We start from the raw sequence: 18355 nt of genomic DNA on the forward strand, positions 1-18355 counted from the left end.
CTCCCCGTTTCAGATCCTCCTACTGATATCAGGAGTCACTGACAGAGCGTTAGGCACGCTCCGCCCCGTGGCACTCCCTGTACGCCACCCCCGACCCGCACCAGCAAGCCGCAGCCTTCGCCGGAGGCCACGGCACCGCCTTCCCTCGGGCCGCAAGGGTCGTCGCGTACTGCGGCAGCAGCGATGCATCCGCGGGGGACGCGGACTCGGAGGCTGCGAAGGCCTCGTACGACGGGACCGTGCCGGTGACGATGCCCAGGTTGCCCGTGCCGGTGGCGGAGAGGTCGCGGAGGGCGGACTCGATGGACGTGAGGTGGTCGTCGTGGGTGGGGTACTCGGCCGCCAGTGAGGGGTACGCGGTGAGGAGTTCGGTGAGTTCCGGGGCCGGCCAGTGGAGGACCGCGACCGGGAAGGGGCGGGAGAGGGCCGCGCGGTAGGTGCCGAGTTCGGTGCGGAGGCGGGCGATTTCGGCGCGGAGTTCGGTGGGGTCCGAGGAGCCGAGGGCCCAGAGGCGCTTGGGGTCGTGGAGCTCGTCGAGGGGGACGGCCGCGGTATGGAGGCGGTCCGCCAGGGAGTCCCAGGTGTCGTGGGGCAGGGCCAGCAGGCGGCGGACGCGGTGGCGGCCGGTGAGGAGGGACTGGGACGGGTACGGGATCTCGTCGTCCGGGTCGACGAGCCGGGTCACCGCTGTGGTGAACGTGGAGTGGGCCGCGTCGAGCTCGTCGTGGGCCTCGAGGGTCTCGGCGACGATCTCCCACGGGGCCGCGTCATCCGGGGCGGCTGCGCGGATGCCCTCGATGATCGCGCGAGCCTCCGCGTCGTGGCCGTACTCCCACAGGTTCGCCGCCTGGAGCGCCTTGATCAGGTGCGGGTTCTCCGGAGCGTCGGAGAGGAGACGGTCGTACAGGCCGGTCGCGCGGTCGCGGTCGCCGGCCAGCTCCAGGTGGGCCGCGGCCTGCAGCAGCAGTGGTTCACGGTCCTCCGGATACTGCTCCGCTGTGCGCAGCAGACGCTCGGCTTCGGCGGTGTGGTCGGCAGGCGTGTCGGGGCGCATGCAGCACACCGTACTGCTGTACGGGGCTCCGCAGGGGACTGGTGACTTGGAGGGGCTGCCCTTATCGTGCGGGCCGTGCGGGAGCGGATGCCTGGGCGGAGATCTGAGCGGAGTTCCGAGCGGATTCCTGTGGTCGTACAGCGTCGGCGGACCCGGGGCGGCCGGGTGCGTGGCCCGGTGCGCGGCCGGGTCACGCTCGCCCGCGGGCTGTGGGTCGGAGCCGAGGTCACGGTGACCTTGGGTGTGGTGGTGCTGCTGCTCGTCGTTCATCAGCTCTGGTGGACCAATCGGCAGGCCAAGGAAGGTGCAGGGCGTCAGGTCCAGGCCCTGGAGCGGGAGTGGGGGGAGGCTGCCCCGGAGGCCCCTGAGACCGGCGCCGACGGCGCCGATGCGGACCCGGGGCCCGATGCCGGGGGGAGCGCGTCCGGGACGGGGGAGGGGGGCGGTGGCGGAGCAGGTGGCCAGGCGGCCCGGCAGAGCACGCCCCGCTGGGACCAGGCCTACGCCGTCCTCCGCATCCCCCGGCTCGGGGTCGTCGCCCCCGTCGCGCAGGGCATCGCGAAACGGGGCGTTCTCGACAAGGGGTACGTGGGGCACTATCCGCAGACCGCGCAGCCCGGGCAGCCCGGCAACTTCGCGGTCGCCGGGCATCGCAATACGCACGGCGAGCCGTTCCGGTACATCAACCGGCTGCGGAGCGGGGACAGGGTCGTGGTCGAGACGCGGGCAGGGGTTTTCACCTATGTGGTGGACAAGGGGCTGCCTCAGACATCCGCGCGTGACGGCGGGGTGATCGCGGCCGTGCCGCGGAGTGTGGTGAAACCGGGGTACGGGTACAACGAGCCCGGCTATTACGTGACGTTGACGACCTGCACGCCCGAGTACACGTCCAAGTACCGGTTGGTGGTGTGGGGGAAGCTCGCCTCGATGAAGCCTCGTTGAAGCCTCTATGCGGCTCGGCAGGGCCTCGATAGGCGGTCACCGGTGGACTGCCCCGTCGTCGGTCCGGCGTGCCGGTCGGCACATCTCAGCTCGTGCCGGTGATCCGTCACTTGTTCATGCCTACTCGCAGGGGCGGGTAGTCGTCATGATCCATCCATGAGTAGCAGCAAAGCGCCCGTCTACGAGGCGCGGTACGGGTTCGATCGTCGGACCGTCGCGGTCCTGGGTGGTTCTGTCCTGTTCTGTGCGTGCGTGCTGATACCGGGAGCCGGCTTCTCCTGGGGACAGCGGATCACGGTCCTGGTCCTGTTCGGCGGTGGAGGGTTGCTCATGGCCGCGGGGGCGCTGACCCGGAAGGTGGCGCTCCGTGTCGACGAGTCGGGCGTACTCCTCGGCGGGAGCCCCCTCCGATACCGGGCCACCACCGTCCATGTGCCGTGGGCGGACATCACGGCCGTGGTGCTCTGGCGGCAGCACGTACCGCACGCGACGATCCCATGGATCGGCGTGGCTCACCCTGAGGGCGCGCCTGCGCTGCCCGGCCCTGGGCAGGGGCGGCTCGCTCGCGCCGTGGGCGGGGCGCTCGCGCCCGTACCGATCGACCTGCTCATGGCGTCCAGAGCCGTGAACGGCTGGCGCCTCGACAAGGACCGGCTCACTGCCGCCGTTGCGCACTTCGCACCGGGCATGGAGATCGTCGACGGCCACTAGCGGCGGGCAGTTGGCACTGCGCGTCCCGGCCGGAACGCCAGCACAGCAGCCGCGCCCAGCAGAGACAGCCCTGCCGAGACGACCAGCGCCGCGTTCGTACCGGCCGCGGAGACCGCGATCATCAGGGCCACGCCCGCGGCTGAACCGATATAGCGGGCCGTGTTGTTGGCGCCCGAGCCCATCGCCGCGCGTTCCGGCGGTACGGACTCGACGGCGAGGTGGGGGAGCGCGGCGTTGAGCAGGCCGCTGCCCACTCCGGCCACGACCAGGCCGGGCAGCAGACGTATCCAGCCACCCGTGCTGCCCGTTGCGGACACCGCGCCGAGCATCGCGAGCACGCCCGCCGCTGACAGGGCGAAGCCCAGGGCCAGTTGGTGCCGGGCAGTGATACGGCCCGCCAGTCGCTTCGTCTGGAGGGCGACCAGGAAGGCCGTACCCGACCAGAGCAGGAACAACCATGCGGTGCCGAGCGGGGACATCCCCGCAGCCCGCTGGAGCAGCGTCGGGAGGTAACTGAACAGGCCGATCACGGCGAGGCCCGTGAACAGCCCGCCTGACGAAGCGGCAAGGAAGAGCGGGCGCCGGAACAGCCCGAGGTCGATCATCGGGGTCGTGGTCCTGCGCTCGACCAGCACGAACATTGCGAGCAGGGCCACGGACGCGGCCGTCAGCAGCCCGACCGGCGCGCGCAGCCAGCCGTCGCGGCCCAGGGTCAGGGCCGTGAGCAGCGCGGTCAGCGACAGGCCGAGGGCCAGCGCGCCGGGCAGATCGGGGCGTCCGCCGCGTGGTGCGCGGGATTCGGTCAGGATGCGGAAGGCTGCGGCGCCGGTCGCGAGCGCGACGACCGCGAGGACGTCGTACACGAGCCGCCAGTCGAGCGTGCCGAGGGCGCCGGCCAGCAGTGGCCCGAGCGCGATCCCCGCGCTGACGAACGCTCCCCACACGCCGGTCGCCCTGATCCGCGCGGAACCCGCCGGGAAGGCGTGGACGAGCAGACCGAGGCTGCTGGCGAGGATCGCCGCGCTCGCGGCGCCCTGGGCGATACGGGCGAGGGTGAAGGTCAGGGTCGAGTCGGCGAACGCGCCGAGCCCGGTCGTGAGACCGAGCGCGAGCGTGCCGGCGACAAACACGCGGCGCCGGCCGTAGTCGTCCGCGAGGCTGCCTGCGACGAGGAGGAGGGCGGCGAGGCCGAGCGGGGTGCCGTTGAGCAGCCATGCCTGCGCGGAGGGTGGGGTCCCGAATGCCGCCGTCATGCCGGGGAGTGTGAGCATCGGCGCGGTGTAGTTCATGAGCGCGACGGCCGTCGCGGCGCTGGTGACGGCGAGCGTCGCACCTGGGCGGGGACTGGGGTGGGCGCCAGGGCCAGGGTCGGGGTCGGGGCGGTGGCCGGTGCGGTGGCCGGTGGCCGGGTTGGTTGCTCCGGTCCCGTGCGGCGCTGCGGACCGGGACTCTGCGGACCGCTGCCCGTTGGGCTGCGGCTCTGCGGGCCACTGCTCGTTGGACCGAGGTCGCGCGGTGCGTGTGGGCCGTGCCGGGTGTGCCATGTACTCCCCAAGTCGAGTCGAGTCGAGTCGAGCCGCGTCGTGTGGCTGTGCAGGTCTTGGCCCGGGTCCGGACGGGGCCAGGCCAGGCCAGGCCAGGCCAGGAAGGTTCGGTGAATGAACCTATCGCCTGCTTCGACGGTAGCACGCTTGGTTCGGTCAATGAACCTTCAGCGGTTACGCTGGGGGCATGGCTCTGGGCAAGGACTACGCCGCGCAGCAGTGCTCGATCGCCCGCGCGCTCGAGGTCATCGGTGAACGGTGGACACTCCTCGTTGTGCGCGACGCATTCTTCGGCGTGCGCCGTTACAACGACTTCCTGATCCACCTCGGCGCCCCGCGCGCCGTGCTGGCGGGGCGGCTGCAGGCGCTCATCAGCGCCGGGGTGCTGGAGAAGCGCCGGTACCAGGAGTCACCGCCGCGCGACGAGTACGTCCTCACAGAGCGCGGCCTCGCGCTCTGGCCCACTCTGCGCTCGCTGGGGCTGTGGGGGCACGGCCTCCCCGGCGTCCGGCCGATGAGGCTGTTCCGCCATGCCGCGTGCGGTACGGAGCTGGGTGCGTACGGCGAATGCCCTGCATGCGGGGTCGGGGTACCGCCCGCCGATATCGAGATGCTCCCCGGGCCTGGTCTCGACCCGAACCCCTCGGACCCGGTCAGCCGTGCGCTGCTCAAGCCGCGCCGACTCCTGGAGCCGCTTGAAGCGGAGCGCGTGTGAGCGCACTGTGCGGGTTATCCACAGGGAACCCGGAGCGGATTTTGCTCGTGTATAACGAATGAAGGTTCGTATCGCCCGAGCGGGGCCGCTCCGTACGAGGAGGAGCACCGAGCAGAGGCCAGAGAGCAGTGCGCACAGAGCAGAGAGCTCTGTGCGAGGAAGACGTAGAGGGCAGAGGGAGGAGGCGCTCGTGACCGGACAGTTGCTGCGTGCTCTGCGGCCGATCGCTTTGCTGCTCTTCGTTCTCGTCGAAGTCTTCGTGGCCGAAGGCATCGGACTCTCTGTCGCCGTCGCGCTTGCCGCCACGGCCGCAGCGGGCGCCGCGCTCATCGCCTGTGCGCTGGTCCTCTCGCGGTCCGTTCCGCGGGTGCCGCGCACGCGAATACGGACAGCGATACGTGACCGCGAGCGGCGGACGGCTTTCCTGCCGCAGCGCGATCCCGACGCATCGGGCCGCACCAGGCCTCGAGCCCCGGGCCGTCCCTGCACGACGGCCGCGTAGGGGCACCCTCACTTCATCCGCGCATCTGCTCGTCCGGGCATCTGCTCAACCGGGCAGCCGCGCATCTGCCCAGCCGCGTACTTTCCGGTACCCCTTCGCGGGTCGTCATGCCGACATGTCTGTTTGTTTCCGGCACGACGAGACCCGGAGGGCCTCCATGTCCGCTTTCGCCTCTTTCAATTCCGTTTTCGCTTCGCTGGTCGAGCGGCTCGCCGATGTGGTCCAGCCGCTCTTCCACGGCTCCGCCACCGCCGCGGCGATCATCCTCTTCACCGCGCTGATACGGCTCGCCGTCCTTCCCCTCTCGCGTGCGGCCGCGCGCGGGCAGAAGGCCCGCACCCGGCTCGCGCCGCAGGTCGCCGAGCTGCGCAGGAAGCACGGCAAGGACCCGGAGCGGTTGCAGAAGGCGGTCCTGGAGCTGCATGCCAGGGAGAAGGTCTCGCCGCTGTCGGGCTGTCTGCCCAGCCTGCTGCAGCTGCCGGCGTTCTTCCTCATGTACCAGCTGTTCTCCAGCTCGGAGATCGGTGGCGTGGCGAACGGGCTGCTCGGGCACAGCCTGCTCGCCGCCCCGCTCGGGGGCAGGTGGGCGGACGCGCTCGGGGACGGTGGGGTATTCGGGCCGGCCGGGCTGGTGTACGTCGCGCTGTTCGGGATCGTCGCCGCCGTGGCCACGTTCAACTACGTCCGCACCAAGCGTCAGCTGGCGGCCGCCGGTCCGCTGGATCAGGGGCAGCAACTGCCGGGGATGGGGGCCATGACGAAGGTGATGCCGCTGCTCTCGTTCGCCACGCTCGTCACCGTCGCGGTCGTGCCGCTCGCCGCCGCGCTCTATGTCGTCACCAGCACCACTTGGAGCGCAGTGGAGAGGGTGTTCCTGTACCGGGACACTCCGGTGGCCGGCGCCCTCGCTACCGCTGGGTAACGGTCCAGGTTGTGAACGGGGTCTTGCAGGCTGGTCTGATGTCTTGGAGGATCAACCAATCCTCCAATGAGCCGCACAGTGCCCCTGCCTTACGGCGGGGGACCCTCAGCCGGGGCCACCTCGACCACAGGGAGAAGAAACATGAAGCTGCTGCGTGTCGGTACGGCGGGTGCTGAACGTCCGGCGCTGCTCGACCAGGACGGGACGACACTGCGGGACCTGTCCGGGCTGGTGGCGGACATCGACGGCGAGCTGCTCGCCGACGATGCCGCGCTCGGCCGGATCCGGGAGGCGGTCGAGGCCGGTGAGCTGCCCGTGCTCGACGCGACCGGGCTGCGCATAGGCCCGCCGCTGGCCCGCATCGGCAAGGTCGTGTGCATCGGGCTGAACTACCACGACCACGCGGCGGAGACCGGTGCGGCGACTCCCGCCGAGCCCGTCGTCTTCTTCAAGGCGGCGGACACGGTCGTCGGACCGAACGACACCGTGCTCGTACCGCGCAAGAGCGAGAAGACGGACTGGGAGGTCGAGCTCGCGGTGGTCATCGGACGTACCGCGCGCTACCTGGAGTCCCATGAGGAGGCTCTCGCACATGTCGCGGGGTACGCGGTGGCGCACGACGTCTCGGAGCGGGAGTTCCAGATAGAGCGCGGCGGCACGTGGGACAAGGGCAAGAACTGCGAGACGTTCAACCCGCTGGGCCCCTGGCTGGTGACGCGGGACGAGGTGCCCGACCCGCAGGCGCTGTCGCTCAGGCTCTGGGTCAACGGTGAGCTGAAGCAGAACGGCTCCACCGCGGACCAGATCTTCCCGGTGGCCGAAGTGGTGCGGTACGTGAGCCAGTTCATGACCCTGTACCCGGGTGATGTCATCAACACCGGTACGCCGGCGGGTGTGGCGCTGGGGCAGCCCGAGCCCAAGCCGTTCCTGCGGTCCGGGGACGTCGTCGAGCTGGAGATCGAGGGGCTCGGCCGACAGCGGCAGGAGCTGAAGGACGCGTAACACGTCCCGGTGGCGGCCCCCGCCCGGCGGCCCCGGCCAGGTGGTCCAGGGCCGGTGCCCCCGGCCCGGCCCGGCCCTGCGCGGGGCCGACGGGCGCCGTGGCTCTGCGCCCTCAGCGGATGCCCGTGTCGCAGCGGACGGTCACGTCCGTGTACGTGCCGGGCGAGACGGTCACGCCGATCGGGTGACAGCCGGTGCTCCTGGGGGCCGTGGCCTCCAGCACGTACTCGCCGGGCCGCAGCAATGCCCGGAACCTGCCGTCGCGCTCGGCACGCGCGGTCGCCACGAGGGCGTCCGCGGTGTCGCGTACCCGCACGGTCGCCGCGGTCGGTACCGCACGGCAGGGGTCCTCACCACCCTCTGCCGGGCTGCTCCCGATCGGGCTGCTCTCGATCGGGCAGACCGGATACAGGACGACCACACCCCTCACCCCGGACGGCCGCAGTGTCGGGGAACTGCTGGACTGCACGTCGGGTGAAGTCCCGCATCCGGTGGTGAGTGCGACCAGCACGACCAGCGGTGCCGCGGCGAGCGGACGGTACCGCCGTACGGGCATTCCCGATGGGGCGGGACGGCGAAGGCGCCTGGGACGGTGAAGGCGGCTGGGACGCTCCGGCATGGCGCTCACTCCTTCGGAGCGGGGGGCGGGGCAGGGCGGGGCTGGGTCGTTCCTGACCGCCCCATACCCCGCCATCCCGCACCCGCCGTCCCGCCACCTCGCCGCCGCGTGTCCGGTCAGCAGAAGCCGAGCCTGCCGAATCGCGAGCCCCATTGAGTCGTGTTGACATGTCGCTCGTTCACGATCCAGGCACGCTGGCCGATGACGCAGGTGCCGCCCGCCACCGGGTCGATCGAGACCGCGGAGTAGTCGCCCCACCGCTCAACGGTGTCGGCCGACGGGTTGTACGGAGTCGTCGCCGTGGCGAGGGTCGAGCCCCCGGTGACGTCGACGGGATCGGTGGCCAGCCGACCGCTGCCTTTCACCCTGGCATGGTGCAGGCCCGAGCCGACCGCATCGGTCGAGGACCAGGTGAAGAACATCCGGCCGATGGGGTTCGAGGCGGTGCCGCCGACGGGCGAACCGGCAACCGCCGGGTTGAAGTCGTCGGAATCGACGGTTTCACGGAGGAGGCCCCGCTCCGTGGAAGCCACCGTGTTGGTGCTGGTGTTGATCTGGTACCACCGCGGCGTCGGGAAGCCGCCCACGTTGATGGTGTGGACGTTGAGGAGTCGGTTGCCGATCTGCGTACTGGCGTTCTGGAAGCGGGCGTCCGAGGTGTCGAGCCGGTCGGCGACTCCGGGCTGACGTGCGTCCGGCGGCAGCGAGAACGCAGGAACCGGCACGTTGACCGCGGCGGCGATGCTCGCGTTGCTCCGGCCGAGGCCACTCGCGCGGAACAGTCTCAGTGCGGTGGGCGAGCCGGCGTTGGCCACCACGAGATACGCGTTCGCGTTGTTGTCCTCCACGATCGGAGGCGCCAAGCTGCCCACCGTGCCGAGGCTTTGGTAAAGCATGGAGAGAGGACGTCCGTTGTAGATGTCCGACTTGGCGATGCCCAGCACCCGCGAACGGACGTAGGTGTTCCCGGCGAAGATGTTGGCCGTGACGATCACGGCGTCCTGGTCCATGCCGAGCTGTGGGAAGTCGAAGAAATCACCCGACGGCTCCGGCGCGTCGAACTTGTAGATGTAGAAGGAGCCTGTGGGGTCGGAGGTCGTGGACACCGCGAGGAAGACGTTCTGGATCGTGGCGCTCTCCTGGAACGCCGTGGCGACGACGACCCATCGGTTCCACTTCTTGTCGTAGACGACTCGCGGGTCGAAGATCGTCTGCGCCGTGTAGCCGAAGAAACTGGCGAACGTCACGTTCTTCACGAGCGCGCCGTCCGATTTCTGGAACATGCCGAGCCCACGGCCGTTCGTGACTTCCACGAAGTGGTTGGGTCCAACGGCGCCGTGGGTGTCCGGTGGGCGGGCGCCGGACGGGCTTTGGCCGAGTCCCTCGAAGTTGCTCTGGAGTGGGGGCGGCGCGAGTGCACCGGACCGCCGGACGGGGACTGCCGGGCGCTTCGGCGGCTTCATCGACCGGGACGCGGTGAGCTCCTCGGCGGTCGCCGTGAGCCGCGGCGCCGGTGGCGGGGTCCACTTCACAGGCTGGGCGTCACCGCTCGGGGTGGCGACTCTCGCCGCGGGCACCCGGATCTCGTCCGTCGTCACCACGGCGGACTGCTCGCCCTCCGCCTGAGTAGCGCTCTCCGTCGGGGTGCCGCTTTCCGCCGGAGTGCCGGCCGTCGCCTGTGGCAGGCCCAAGCTCAGGGCGAGCGTGACCAGCAGGAGTGGCAGAACTCGCCGAGCTCTCGTTCTGGACGTCAACGCAGGTCCTCATCTCGAGTTTTCGCGGTCGCGAGACAACCGCGCGTCGGGATTCCTGCGCTCATCGTGTGAGGGAAATCGGAGAATGACCGGGAGCTGAAGGGAGATGGTCGGCGAAACCACCTGAATGCTGATATCTCCCGTATGTATGCAGCCTCGACGGGCGATGCGGAGCCGGGCCTCGACGGGCGATGCGGAGAAGGGCCTCGGCAGGCGCGGAGAGAAGACCTCGGCGGGCGGCGTGGACGAAGGGGCCGCGAAGGGGCCGCGGAGGGGGTGCGGGGGATTCACCCCCTCCGCGGGCTCAGGTGGAGATGAGGCGCTCCAGCGCCTCCACCACCATCGCGTGGTCCTCGGCCTGGGGGAGGCCGGAGACCGTGACTGTGCCGACGACGCCCGCGCCGTGGACGCGGATCGGGAACGAGCCGCCGTGCGCCGCGTACCGGTCGGGGTCCAGGCGGGACGACTCCTCGAACGTCGTGCCCTTGGCGCGGAAACGGCTGCCGACGAGGAGGGAGCTCTCGCCGTAGCGTTCGACGACCCGCCGCTTGCGGTCGATCCACGCGTCGTTGTCCGCCGACGAGCCGGGCAGCGCGCAGTGGAAGAGCTGCTGTGGGCCGCGCCGGATGTCGATCGCGACCGGCGCGTGCCGCTCGCGCGCGAGCTCGACGAGCATCGAGCCGAGCGTCCAGGCGTCGTCGTAGGTGAACTGGCGCAGCGTCAGCTGTCGTTCCTGGGCTTCGAGTGCGGCGATGCCGGCGGTGTCGCTCATGCGCCGAGCTCCACGGCGATGCCCTCGCGGGCGGAGCGGCGGGCCGCCTCCAGGACGTCGAGGGCGTCGGCGGCCTCGTGGGCGGTGACCGGCGGCGGGGTGCCGTCGCGCAGGGCGGCGGCGATGCCCGCGTAGTACGCCGGGTAGTCGCCGGGCAGGGTCCTCAGCGGGCGCCCGCCGCCGGTCAGCGGCGACTCCCCTGAGCCGACGCGGCCCCACAGCGACTCCGGCTCCACGCCCCACGGCTGTCCGGGAGACGGGCGGTTGCCGTCGCGCAGGGCTGCTTCCTGCGGGTCGAGGCCGTACTTCACGTAACCGGCGGACGAGCCGAGGACCCGGAAGCGCGGGCCGAGCTGGGCGGTGGTGGCGCTCATGTACAGATGCGAGCGCACGCCGCCGGCGTGGGTGATGGCGATGAAGGTGTCGTCGTCGGTCTCGGCGCCGGGGCGGCGTACGTCGGACTCCGCGTACACCCGGACCGCCGGGCCGAAGAGGACCAGGGCCTGGTCGACGACGTGGCTGCCCAGGTCGTAGAGGAGACCGCCGATCTCCTCCGGGGCGCCGGACTCGCGCCAGCCGCCCTTGAGCTGGGGGCGCCAGCGCTCGAACCGGGACTCGAAGCGCTGGACGTCGCCCAGTTCACCGTCCGCGAGGAGCCCGCGGAGGGTGAGGAAGTCGTTGTCCCAGCGGCGGTTCTGGAAGACGGAGAGCAGCAGGCCGCGCTTCTCGGCGAGGGCGGCGAGCTCGCGCGCGGCGGCGGCGGTTCCGGCGACCGGCTTGTCCACGACGACGGGAAGACCGGCCTGGAGGGCGGCGGTGGCGACCGGGACGTGGGTCTTGTTCGGCGAGGCGATCACGACGAGATCGAGCTCGTCGGCACGCTCCCACAGCTCCTCGGGCGTGGCCGCGAAACGCACGCCGGGGTACTCGGCGCGGGCCTGCTCCCGGCGCTCCTCGTTCGACGTCACGATCGTGTCGAGCGTGAGGCCCTCGGTGGTGGCGATGAGCGGGGCGTGGAAAACAGAGCCCGCGAGGCCGTAGCCGACGAGTCCGACGCGGAAGGGGGAGCCGGTGCCAGTGCCTGTCATGCGTTCCACTTAAGCAACGGTGTTGCCAAAGCGCAAGCGCGGCGGAGAATGGCGGGGTGAAGAGGAGTAACGCGGGTGCGAATCTGCCGGTGCTGCGCAGCCACAACGCGGCGCTGGTGCTGGATCTGCTGCGGACGGCGGGCGGTGCCGGCGGTTCCGGCGGCGCGGCCGGTCCTGGTGGCGCGGGCGGTCCCGGTGCCACGGACGGTCCTGGCGGTACTGGCGGCGCGGGTGGTGCGGGCGGCCACGCCGGTGTGGGTGGTGCGGCCGAGGCGGGGATCAGCCGGCTGGAGATCGCCGAGCGTACGGGGCTCACCCCCCAGGCCGTCAGCAAGATCACGGCGCGGCTGCGTGCGGAAGGGCTGGCCACGGAGGCGGGCCGCCGCGCCTCGACCGGCGGCAAGCCGCGTACGGTCCTGCGTCTGGTCCCCTCCGCGGCCCACGCCGTGGGCCTGCATCTCGACCGTGACGAGCTGACCGCGGTTCTCGTCGACCTCGCCGGCACGGTCGTCGCGTCCCGTACCTGCGCGCTTGACCTGGGTGGTCCGGTCCCGGACGTCCTCGCGACGGCGGCGGACGAGGTGACGGCCCTGCTGTCACAGGGATCCGGCCCGGTGGAACGGGTGCTCGGCGTCGGCGTCGGGATGCCCGGGCCGTTGGATCACTGGACCGGCGTGCCGGGGCGGGTGACCGGGGCGCCGGCGTGGGAGGGCGTGCCGCTCCGGGAGGAGCTCACGGAGCGGATCGGGCTGCCGGTTGTGCTCGACAAGGACACCAATGCCGCCGCGCTCGGGCTTGCACTGCGCGGGGGGCCTGAAAGCTCCGCCTCCGGCGAAGGTTCCCGTTCCGGCTCTGGCTCCGGTTCCGGCCTCGGCCTCGTCCTCGGCCGCGACCCCGACCCCGGCCCCGCCGGTCCCGCTCCCGGTCCCGGCTCAGGTCTCGCCCCCGCCGCGGGACCCGCCCCCGGTTCCTGCTCGGGCCCCGGTCCCGCCCTGGCCGGTTCCGATGCCAGTACCGGATCCGGGGAGTCGTTCGCGTATCTCCATCTGGGTACGGGCCTGGGCGCCGGGCTCGTGCTCGGCGGGGTGCTCCACCGGGGTGCCCGCACGGGTGCGGGGGAGTTCGGGCACCAGGTCATCCAGCTCGACGGGCCCGCCTGCGGCTGCGGCAACCGCGGCTGCATCGAGGCGCTGTGCCTCGCCGCCGTCGCCCGCGGGGACCTCGGCGAGGCCGCGCGTGTGCTCGGCACCGGCGCCGCCAATCTCGTCCGGCTGCTCGACATCGACCAGGTCCTGCTCGGCGGGCGGACGGTCGCCGCGGCCGGGGAGACCTTCGTACGTGGCGTCCGCGCCGCGATCTGCGACGACGCCGTGCCCGTCGCCCTGGCCGACGCCGGCGCGTACCCGGTCGCCGAAGGCGCCGCGCAGCTCGTCCTCGCCCCCCTCTTCGGCCGCATGGATGGCGGCCAACTCGGCCGATAGAGCGTATTTGTGTGATTGTTCGGCTGCCTGGAGGCGTGTGTGCCGGGGCGGCGGCCCGCCGCATGGCAGCGTCGGGGGCGACGACCGCCCTCGCCCGCGATCAGCAGAGGTCCCTCATGCGACTGCGCACCGCCCTCGCCGCCGGAGCCGCCACGGCCGCCATCGCGCCGGCCGTCCTCGCGGGTCCGGTCTCCGCGCACGCCGCGGAGCCGATGCCGCCCGAGTCGGCGGCCCCGCGATCCGCCGACGTACTCCCCGAACCCGGCGGCGCGCCGGTCGACCAGCAGCCTGCCTGCGGTGACGTACTTGCCCCCGCCTTCCCGGTCGCCACCCGGATCCTGGCGGGCCCGGCCGCGTACCAGGCCGGATCGGTCGCCGGCGAGTTCTCCATCGAGCTGACCAACACCACCGCCGGGGCCTGCGAGAACATCCATCCCGTAGTGGTGCTCGCAGGCCGGGACAAGGCGCTCACCCCCGACCGGATCCGAATGGAGTACTTCGACGAATCCCCGGGAATCTGGCGTCCTGTCACCTTCGAGCGGACCGACCAGGGGGAGGCCGTCGGTGCGCTGGGGGCCGAGCCGGGCGGTTTCGCGGGCTTCGCCCTGCCCGCCCGCGGCACCGTCACGGTCCGGGTACGCCTCGCCTTCCCGGCCGGCGCCGTCGCCGACTCGGTCGTCGCCAACGCGGCCGTCGTCCAGCGCCGCGGCGCCGACGGCGACTGGGTGGGGGAGTCCAACGACTACCGCTTCAGCCTGCTGGCCGCCCAGCCCACCGGATCCGGTGACGCTGCCGAGCGGCAACCCGGCAAGGAGTCCGGGAAGTACGGGACGGCCCCGCCCCGCCCCCATGAGCTCGCCGCGACCGGCACCGCTCACCGGTACGCGATCGGGCTCGCCGCCGCCGTCGGTGCGCTCCTCGCCGGAGCCTTGGCCCTTCGCGCAGGGGCCCGCCGGCTCCGCTCCGGCCGCCACTGACGAGCCGGCTCACTGACGCACTGGCCCGCTGACCCACCGACGCCGTGCCCCGCCGCCACGGAGCCACACACGAGTGCAGTCACCGAGCCGCTCACGGAGCCGCCCCCACCGGGCCTCACCGAGCCGCTCACCGAGCCGCCCACCGAGCCGTTCACCAGCATCTGCGACGATCCCGGCGTGGACTACCCGAACGACCAGGCGCCCGGTGCACCCGTGCGCTCCGGCATCCCCGAGCACGGCCGTATCCCCAAGTACTACGCAGTGAAGGCCCAAGTGGCCGCTCTGCTGGACGAGTTGGGCGAAGGGGGACTGCTGCCCACCGAACGCGATCTCGCCGTACGGTACGAGGTCTCCCGCGAAACCGTGCGCCAGGCGCTGCGCGAACTGCTGCTGGAGGGCCGGCTGCGCCGCCAGGGGCGGGGCACCGTGGTGGCGGGCCCCAAGCTGGAGCAGCCGCTCTCCCTCGCGAGCTACACCGAAGGCGTACGACGTCAGGGCCGTACGCCCGGCCGTAACCTCATCTCCCTCGACCGTTTCCCGTGCCCGCCGGTCCTCGCCGACGAGACCGGACTGGAGCGCGGCGAGCCCGTCTGGCACATGGAGCGTCTGCTGCTCGCCGACGACGAGCGCGTCGGCCTGGAGAGCACGTACGTCTCCGTCGCTCGCGTGCCCCGGCTGGACACCGACTTCAACCCTGACTCGTCCTTCTACGCCTACCTCCGCGACCGGCTAGGGATCGAGTTCGGCGACGCGGACGAGCGGATCGAGACGGTGCTGGCGACCCCCCGCGAAGCACTCCTCATCGGTACTCCGCCGGCCCTCCCCATGCTGCTGATCCACCGCGTCTCGCGGGATACGGCAAAGCGGCCTCTGGAGCGCGTACGCACCCTCTACCGAGGCGACCGCTTCAGCTTCTCGGCGCACTTGGGTACCTGAATCTGAGGGTCGGCCTGGGCGGGCCTTCCTGCCGGGGGTTCGGGGGTTGTCCCCCGGGAATTGGGGTTCGGCGCACTTGGGTACCTGAATCTGAGGGTTGGCCTGGGCGGGCCTTCCTGTCGGGGGTTCGGGGGTTGTCCCCCGGGAATTGGGGTTCGGCGCACTTGGGTACCTGAATCCGGGGGTCGGCCTGGGCGGGCCTTCCTGCCGGGGTTCGGGGGCTTGATAACGGAAAGGTAACGGGTCTAGGCCAACCTTGATGGCCCGTTCACCGTCCCGTCGCCGACCGGCCCCCGATGGGTCACCCACCGCGAGGACCGTTGCCGTCATGCGAGTCATCGTCGTAGGAGCCGGCGTGGTGGGAACCATGCACGCCTGGCAAGCAGTGGAACGCGGCCACGAGGTCGTACAGATCGAGCGGGAGGCCGAGGCCCGTGGAGCGAGCCTCCGCAACTTCGGCCAGATCTGGGTCAGCGGCCGCGCCGGCGGCGAGGAGCTGGAGACCGCGCTCCGGGCGCGTGAGTTGTGGGAGGGCATCGGAGCCCGGGTCCCCGAGCTCGGCTTCCGGGCCGTCGGCTCGCTGACTCCCGTACGGAACGACCTGGAGCTGGCGGTCGCCGAGGCGGCCGTGTCCCGGCCCGACGCCGCCGCCCGTGGCTACAAGCTGGTCACCGTGGACGAGGCGCGTGCCATCAACCCGGCCCTGCGCGGTGAGTTCGTGGCGGCCCTCCACTGCGAGCGGGACGCGGCCGTCGAACCCCGCACCGCCCAGCTCGCGCTGCGCCAGGCGCTCCTCGCCTCGGGCCGGTACACCTTCCTCCCCGGGCGCGAGGTCCGCGAGGTCATCGGCCGGAACGCGGTCCGCGACGACCACGGCGACGTGCACAGCGGCGACGCCGTCGTCCTGTGCACCGGCGCATGGCTCGGCGGGCTCGTCCGCGAGGTCGCCGGTGACATCCCCGTACGTCGCGTACGCCTCCAGATGGCGCAGACCGACCCGCTCGGCGAGACGCTCACGACCTCCGTGGCCGACGCCGACTCCTTCCGCTACTACCCGGCGTACGCGTCCGAGGCGCTGGACGCCCTCAACGCCGGCCAGGCGCAGCAGCCCGCGGCCGCCGCGCACAAGATGCAGCTGCTGATGGTGCAGCGCCGCGACGGCGGACTGACCATCGGCGACACCCACGAGTACGAGCACCCCTTCGCCTTCGACACCCTCGAAGACCCCTACGAGCACCTCACGCAGGTCATCGAGGGCTTCCTCGGCCGGCCGCTGCCGAAGATCCGCCGCCGCTGGGCCGGGGTGTACGCGCAGTGCACCGACACCTCCCGCGTCGTTCACCGCCAGCAGGTGCGCGACGGCGTGTGGCTGGTGACAGGACCGGGCGGGCGCGGAATGACGTGCTCGCCCGCCATCGCCGAGACAACCGCCGACGAACTGGGCTGGTGAATCACCACATGACCACGAACACCGAGACCGCGAACACGCAGAACCTCAACCTCGTCGTCCTCGACATGGCCGGCACCACCGTCGCCGACGGCGGCCTCGTCGAGCAGGCCTTCTCCGCCGCCGCGCTGCGCCTCGGCGTCGAGCACGGCACCCCCGACCACGCCGAGAAGCTGGACTACGTACGCGCCACCATGGGCGAGTCCAAGATCTCCGTCTTCCGTCATCTCTTCGGCGACGAGGCCAAGGCCCAGGCGGCCAACAAGGCCTTCGAGGAGGCGTACGGCGAACTCGTCGACAGCGGACACATCGCCGAGATCCCCGGCGCCCGCGCCGCCATCGAGGAGCTGAAGGCCCAGGGGCGCACCGTCGTCCTCACCACCGGCTTCGCGCGCGTCACCCAGGACGCGATCCTCGACGCACTCGGCTGGCAGGGCCTGGCGGACCTCACTCTCTGCCCCGCCGACGCGGGTGGCCGCGGCCGCCCGTTCCCCGACATGGTGCTCGCCGCCTTCCTCCGCACGGGCGCGGTCGACGGCGTACAGCAGATCGCGGTCGCCGGCGACACCTCGTACGACATGCTCAGCGGCGTACGCTCCGGGGCGCGCGTCGTCGCGGGTGTGCTGACCGGCGCCCACGACCGGACCCAGCTGACGGCCAACGGCGCCACGCACGTCCTCGGTTCGGTCGCCGAACTGCCCGGCCTCCTCCTCGTGGAGGAGGACATATGAGCCGCAGTGGCATCCGGTTCGACCGGGTATCCGTCGAGTACAGCGGCAACACCGTCCTGGACGCGCTCGACCTGACCGTCGAACCCGGCGAGGTCATGGCACTCCTCGGCCCCTCCGGCTCGGGCAAGACCACCGCGCTGCGCGCCGTCGCCGGCTTCGTACGGCCCTTCTCCGGACGGGTGTTCATCGGCGACCAGGACGTCACCGACCTGCCCCCGCACCGGCGCGGCATCGGCATGGTGGTCCAGCAGTACGCCCTGTTCCCGCACATGCGCGTCGAGGACAACGTCGCCTTCGGACTGAAGGCGCAGGGCACGAAGAAGACGCCGAAGAGCGAGGTCCCGGGGCGGGTCGCCGAAGCGCTGGAGATGACCGGCATGGCGGCGTACGCCAAGCGGTATCCGCGGGAGCTGTCCGGCGGGCAGCAGCAGCGCGTCGCGATCGCCCGCGCGCTCGCGATCCGGCCGGACGTCCTGCTCCTCGACGAGCCGCTCTCCGCGCTCGACGCGCAGCTGCGCTCCGGGATGCTGGCCGAACTGGCCCGGTTGCACCGGGAGTTGCCGGACGTCTCGATCCTGTACGTCACCCACGACCAGGTCGAGGCGCTCACCCTCGCCGACCGGATCGCCGTCATGGACAAGGCCCGGCTCCAGGACTGCGGCACGCCGCAGGACCTGTACCGCAAGCCGCGTACGGAGTTCACGGCGTCGTTCGTCGGCAACGCGAATCTGCTGCCGGTGACGGTCGGCTCGGACGTCGTGACCTTCGCCGGCCAGGAGCTGAAGGTCCCCACCACCGACGTGGTCCCGGGCGCGCAGGCCACGCTCTGTGTACGGCCGCACCTCGTCGGGCTCGGGGACGGGCCCAACGCGCTGCGCGGGCGCATCGCCGAGGTCCAGTGGCGGGGCGCGACGCACCGGCTGTACGTCGACGTCGACGGGCACCGCGTCAAGGCGGACCTGCGGGAGCTGCGGCTGCCTCCGGCCCTGGGCGAGGAAGTGACGGTGCACTTCGCACCCGAGGACGCGGTGCTGCTGGCCGCAGGGGTGACCGATGGCTAGTCCCGGTGAACGCCTCACGGAACGGCGCCCGGCACCGGGGGTTGTGCCCACCCGTTCCGCCTGGGGGCACCTCCCAGGCGGAGCTCTGGGGGAGAAA

Annotated in this window: 18 protein-coding genes; 12 read left to right on the forward strand and 6 right to left on the reverse strand. The window is 71.7% G+C overall.

Going from position 1 to position 18355, the window contains the following annotated elements:
* Nucleotides 1-49: 49 nt before the first annotated feature.
* On the reverse strand, nt 50-1054 hold the full coding sequence (locus AC0699_RS19675) for a tetratricopeptide repeat protein (protein ID WP_478661716.1): 1005 nt from the start codon (nt 1052-1054) through the stop codon (nt 50-52).
* Between the two features lie 129 nt (nt 1055-1183).
* On the opposite strand from AC0699_RS19675, the gene AC0699_RS19680 reads away from it, so the two are divergent.
* On the forward strand, nt 1184-1996 hold the full coding sequence (locus AC0699_RS19680) for a class E sortase (protein WP_478661717.1): 813 nt from the start codon (nt 1184-1186) through the stop codon (nt 1994-1996).
* Between the two features lie 156 nt (nt 1997-2152).
* Nucleotides 2153-2707 (forward strand): hypothetical protein, encoded by a 555-nt coding sequence (locus tag AC0699_RS19685; protein WP_478661719.1) that lies wholly within the window; start codon nt 2153-2155, stop codon nt 2705-2707.
* Here AC0699_RS19685 and AC0699_RS19690 read toward each other — a convergent pair.
* A complete protein-coding gene (locus AC0699_RS19690; RefSeq protein WP_478661721.1) occupies nt 2704-4251 on the reverse strand; it encodes an MFS transporter in 1548 nt (515 codons plus the stop codon). The genes AC0699_RS19685 and AC0699_RS19690 overlap by 4 nt on opposite strands.
* Nucleotides 4252-4438: 187 nt before the next feature.
* On the opposite strand from AC0699_RS19690, the gene AC0699_RS19695 reads away from it, so the two are divergent.
* From AC0699_RS19695 to AC0699_RS19710, 4 genes are all read left to right on the forward strand, one after another.
* Nucleotides 4439-4966 carry a winged helix-turn-helix transcriptional regulator gene (locus AC0699_RS19695; protein WP_478661723.1) on the forward strand — a complete coding sequence of 176 codons (528 nt, stop codon included), beginning with the start codon at nt 4439-4441 and terminating at the stop codon, nt 4964-4966.
* A 190-nt stretch (nt 4967-5156) separates the two neighbouring features.
* Nucleotides 5157-5468, forward strand: a complete 312-nt coding sequence (locus tag AC0699_RS19700; protein ID WP_478661724.1) for a DUF6412 domain-containing protein — start codon at nt 5157-5159, stop codon at nt 5466-5468.
* 157 nt (nt 5469-5625) lie between these two features.
* Entirely contained in the window at nt 5626-6390 is a 765-nt protein-coding gene (locus tag AC0699_RS19705) for a YidC/Oxa1 family membrane protein insertase (protein ID WP_478661727.1), read from the forward strand.
* Between the two features lie 141 nt (nt 6391-6531).
* Nucleotides 6532-7392, forward strand: coding sequence for a fumarylacetoacetate hydrolase family protein (locus tag AC0699_RS19710; RefSeq protein WP_478661730.1), 861 nt, complete (start codon nt 6532-6534; stop codon nt 7390-7392).
* A gap of 112 nt (nt 7393-7504) precedes the next feature.
* Here AC0699_RS19710 and AC0699_RS19715 read toward each other — a convergent pair whose 3' ends face one another.
* The 4 genes from AC0699_RS19715 to AC0699_RS19730 form a co-directional block, all read right to left on the reverse strand.
* Entirely contained in the window at nt 7505-7948 is a 444-nt protein-coding gene (locus tag AC0699_RS19715; RefSeq protein ID WP_478661733.1) for a carboxypeptidase-like regulatory domain-containing protein, read from the reverse strand.
* Between the two features lie 179 nt (nt 7949-8127).
* The gene (locus AC0699_RS19720) at nt 8128-9702 is read right to left on the reverse strand and encodes a hypothetical protein (RefSeq protein WP_478661735.1); all 1575 of its coding nucleotides are present in this window, start codon (nt 9700-9702) and stop codon (nt 8128-8130) included.
* Between the two features lie 367 nt (nt 9703-10069).
* Nucleotides 10070-10537, reverse strand: a complete 468-nt coding sequence (locus tag AC0699_RS19725; RefSeq protein ID WP_478661737.1) for a heme-degrading domain-containing protein — start codon at nt 10535-10537, stop codon at nt 10070-10072.
* On the reverse strand, nt 10534-11625 hold the full coding sequence (locus AC0699_RS19730; RefSeq protein ID WP_478661741.1) for a Gfo/Idh/MocA family protein: 1092 nt from the start codon (nt 11623-11625) through the stop codon (nt 10534-10536). Before AC0699_RS19730 ends, AC0699_RS19725 begins: the two co-directional genes overlap by 4 nt.
* 56 nt (nt 11626-11681) lie before the next feature.
* Between AC0699_RS19730 and AC0699_RS19735 the strand changes: the two genes are divergently transcribed.
* The 6 genes from AC0699_RS19735 (at nt 11682) to AC0699_RS19760 (ending at nt 18258) form a co-directional block, all read left to right on the forward strand.
* Entirely contained in the window at nt 11682-13106 is a 1425-nt protein-coding gene (locus AC0699_RS19735) for an ROK family transcriptional regulator (RefSeq protein WP_478661743.1), read from the forward strand.
* A gap of 62 nt (nt 13107-13168) precedes the next feature.
* Nucleotides 13169-14083: a hypothetical protein gene (locus AC0699_RS19740; RefSeq protein WP_478661745.1), complete on the forward strand. Its 915-nt coding sequence runs from the start codon at nt 13169-13171 to the stop codon at nt 14081-14083.
* Nucleotides 14084-14260: 177 nt separating this feature from the next.
* On the forward strand, nt 14261-15019 hold the full coding sequence (locus AC0699_RS19745) for a GntR family transcriptional regulator (RefSeq protein WP_469769988.1): 759 nt from the start codon (nt 14261-14263) through the stop codon (nt 15017-15019).
* Between the two features lie 328 nt (nt 15020-15347).
* The gene (locus AC0699_RS19750) at nt 15348-16469 is read left to right on the forward strand and encodes a TIGR03364 family FAD-dependent oxidoreductase (protein WP_478661749.1); all 1122 of its coding nucleotides are present in this window, start codon (nt 15348-15350) and stop codon (nt 16467-16469) included.
* A gap of 8 nt (nt 16470-16477) precedes the next feature.
* A complete protein-coding gene (locus tag AC0699_RS19755) occupies nt 16478-17197 on the forward strand; it encodes a phosphonatase-like hydrolase (RefSeq protein ID WP_478661752.1) in 720 nt (239 codons plus the stop codon).
* A complete protein-coding gene (locus tag AC0699_RS19760; RefSeq protein ID WP_478661755.1) occupies nt 17194-18258 on the forward strand; it encodes an ABC transporter ATP-binding protein in 1065 nt (354 codons plus the stop codon). The genes AC0699_RS19755 and AC0699_RS19760 overlap by 4 nt, the downstream gene beginning before the upstream one ends.
* The last annotated feature ends 97 nt before the right edge of the window (nt 18259-18355 follow it).

Source organism: Streptomyces sp. NPDC043870 (assembly GCF_056435785.1).